Source organism: Parendozoicomonas verongulae, from assembly GCF_009711465.1.
Classification (GTDB): domain Bacteria; phylum Pseudomonadota; class Gammaproteobacteria; order Pseudomonadales; family Endozoicomonadaceae; genus Sansalvadorimonas; species Sansalvadorimonas verongulae.
In genome coordinates this window covers 1-3,629 of record NZ_SMME01000676.1, presented here as the reverse complement: position 1 = coordinate 3,629, position 3,629 = coordinate 1, and the positions used below count along the sequence as shown (strand labels likewise).

The following is a 3,629-nucleotide window of genomic DNA, read 5'->3' as shown; positions in this document are numbered from 1 at the left end:
TGACGCGACTTTGTCTGATGCGATTCTGGACCGGTTGATGTACAACGCTCACGGTTAAATCTCAAGGGCGAACCCATAAGAAAGAAGTTAGGAAAACTGGCAGCAAATGAACACCTGGTCTAGTAATGACGATGGGCAATGCACGGAGTTTGGAAGGTGTTCAAGTTGGCCAGAATAAGCAATAGGAAAGAGGGAGGATATTTTTTGCTCAACTTTACTACTTCATTTCAAGACAGTCGTTCAGCTCCGGTATAAGGCCTTTCCCCCTTCAGATTTTTGATCATTTCCATTCCTTCCAATGCCTTGGCAAAATAGGCGACATTTTTCGTTCACTTCTTAATCCAGGCCTAATAAATATGTCAGGTGCTAGAGTCACCACTGCAAGCATTATCGGTCAGATCCGCTCTAACCTTCGAGATCGTTACGATAATGGCTTTCCTGTACTGAAAGAAATTATTCAGAATTCTGACGATGCTAAGGCACGTAGCTTGGTTATGGGGTGGTGCCAAGGGATAGAAGGAGCTGAGAACCCTCTCCTACGTGATCCGGGGCTTTTCTTTATCAATGATGCTCCTCTGCAACTGGAGCACGCTCACGGGATCATGACAATCGCCGGAGGATCAAAAGCCAGCGACAAAGCGTCAGTAGGGAAGTTTGGTTTAGGTATGAAGAGTCTGTTTCATATGTGTGAAGCATTTTTCTTTATCGCATCAAACTGGCGTCAGGATGAGTGGGCGGCCGATGTCTTTAACCCTTGGGCCGAGAGAAGGCCTGACTGGGAAAACTTTCCTGAATCTGACCGGCAGGCTATCGAGGCACGTTTAAACCCTGTTATCGATAAATTTACCAACCGTGGAGAGCCAAATTGGTTCGTGGTTTGGGTGCCATTGAGGACCTTAGAGCAGGTGGAAGCCTGGGGTAATCAATCAATTATTGCCAACTTTGAGGCTTCTGAAGGGACGGTTCCTCCAGAGTTTATGCTTGAACCCAGCCTTACGGATAAGGTTGCTGACATATTTCCTCTACTGAAATGTCTTGAACGGGTTGAACTAGTCATTGAGCACAACTCTGACTTTGTCTCGCGCTTTCTTGTTGAGTTACAGAAGGGAGCGGCAAGAAGTCAATTTACCGGAGAGAAGGCATTTGAGAATGATAAGGCTAGTCAATCCTGGGATGGACATGTCCAAATATCTTCCGCAGGTCAGACATCAACATTGAGCTATGCCGGTGTTGAAACACTACTGACGTTTGAGAGTCTCAATGAGCTGAAACATGAGGAGCGAGGCTGGCCAACGTCTCTGGATGGCGAAACTGTTGATGATGTTCCCGATAAGGCGGAACAGCATGCCAGCGTTGTGATTACTAGAACACCGGCTATCGGTAATGCTGTTATCACTGCATCCTGGGCTGTGTTTTTACCACTTGATGCAACACGGGAGTTTCAAAAGGTAGAGATAGATGGAAACTTTGACTACCACATATATCTGCATGGCTACTTTTTTGTAGACGCAGGGCGTAAGGGGATACATGGGCATGATGATATCGGCGAAGATGCTGACTTTTCTGCAGTAGGGAACGATGAAAAATTATTAAGGCGTGCCTGGAACCTCACTCTTGCTAATAAAGGAACGCTGAACCAGCTTCTCCCTGCACTGAAGGGTTTGCTGGAGGCTCTTGGTGTGAAGAAGGATAAGGAAATAGAGGCTATTAGTTTAGGCATACAGTCTTTGTTTCCTAACAAATACCTGCAATGCGCAACATCCCGATATGGTTGGCTTTACCGGCTGCTGCCTGCAAAGAAAGGGTGGGAGTTAATTGAGGGTACACAGGGAACACGACTGCTACCGGCTCCGGAAAATCGCGATGATTATTCTCGAGTTTGGGAAACATTTCCCTGGTTGTCTGCTCATTCAGAGAATGTATATTTCGCAGAATCTGGCAAGGGGCATATCGTTTCCTCAGAGAATGCCGTGTGGATGCATGATGAGCTTGATCAGCTGTTGCGAGTGGATGTCCAAGATGTATTTACCTCACAGGTTCGCCTCGGTTACCTACTCAGCTTTATAAAGCAAGAGTTTGATATTAGGGGCAAAGACAGGTTGCCAACGCAGCTACATCTGCAGGCTTTACTTTGTGAAATTGTAAAAGCAGCTCTGACTCAGGTGCCACTTGAGTCCTTAGCAAAACACAGAAAACTGTTTTCTGATCTCGTCGGATATATTCCTCAAAGTAAGCGTTTATCTATATCTATTGACAAGAAGAGTGGTCAGCCATTGTGGGATGTGATCGCTGCACAGAATACATCCCATATTTTTCTTCCAGCCGATTTCGATAACAGGGTTGCTCCCGGTCTCGCTAGCTTCGATGAGAGCTGTGCTTCAACGTTACTAAGAGCGCTAGATGATTGGCTGCATAAGCGCAAAACCCGTTATGATTGGGTTGAACAATCCGACAGTGTCATACGTGAAATATTAGAGAAGACTCCAAACAGAAAAGTCGTCTACAGCATGTGTGGGGATCTCCGACTGTTCCCTGTATATGATCTAAGGCGTAAGAAAGATCGACTTAAATCGAGAAATGAGCTGGTTGATCTTCGTGAAAACGGAAGACTCTTCTTGATGACAGGGCATAAAAATGTCCATTCATCCTTCGGCATCGGCCGTGAGTTGCTGAATGCCATTGCTGGTGATGTTCACTTCCTTGGAAATAATACGAAAAAGCTATTGTTTCCAGATACAAAACTGCCGGACTGTAACCCGCACTCTACCTTGAGCTTTTTAGCAAGCCACCCTGATTTGGCTATAGAAGAGCGTAGAATAGCGCTGATACAAAGGCTGCTTAGCGAAGATTTAGAAAAATTTGAGTCTCGTCAGGGCTTTCGCTATTTGTTACATGGTTGCTGTGAAGATAATGGCTCCAAACAGCTTTGGAAAAATGCAGCTCATGAGGATGCTGTTTGGATCAAGCTGTGGGCGTGGTTGACTGCGGATGATCAGCCTAAATGGACCATTATTTCCAGTGAACTGTCGGAGGAGTTGAATGATCGTATTAAGAAAGCGCTCAAGATTCATGACGTTTCAGCAGAAACCGTTCTAAGCACTTGGGGGAGCAGACTCGTCGAGATTGATTATGCTCCTCTTGCACTCACTCAGGACGATAGAAATGCCATTCTCTGCAAAGTGAGAGATGGCGATTTGTGGTGTAGCTTACCTCTGCATGAAACGAGTGACGGTAAGTATCAGAAAATAGATGGACGTTGTGTTTTAGAGGGAGCCGATGAGATACCAGAAGGGCTTGATGTTGTTGCTATAAAGCAATCATCTCACGAAGATGTTAAAAACCAACAGTTGAATTTTATTGGTCAAATTGACCATGAAAAACTAATCAGAATCGCATTAAAGCAGGAAATACCTCAGCAACATGGGCTGTTTATACTTGATCAGCTTATGAGTATTCGTCATGCAGGAAGCTCACTATCTGATGAAACCCTTGATAGTTTGAAGCATGTGAGCTGGCTTACTTTGGCAAATGGTCAGGCAGTATCCCCTTCTCGGGTAATCTCTTTTGCAAAAGACGAATGGCCAGAGGCTGTAGCTCTGTGTGAGCATGTTGATACTGGTTGCTTCTCA

At 45.3% G+C, this 3,629-nt stretch carries 1 protein-coding gene; it reads left to right on the top strand.

What is annotated here, in order from left to right; translation table 11 throughout:
- Positions 1–356 precede the first annotated feature (356 nt).
- A partial coding sequence (locus E1189_RS02675; RefSeq protein WP_155158515.1) for a sacsin N-terminal ATP-binding-like domain-containing protein occupies positions 357–3,629 on the top strand: 3,273 nt, incomplete at its 3' end.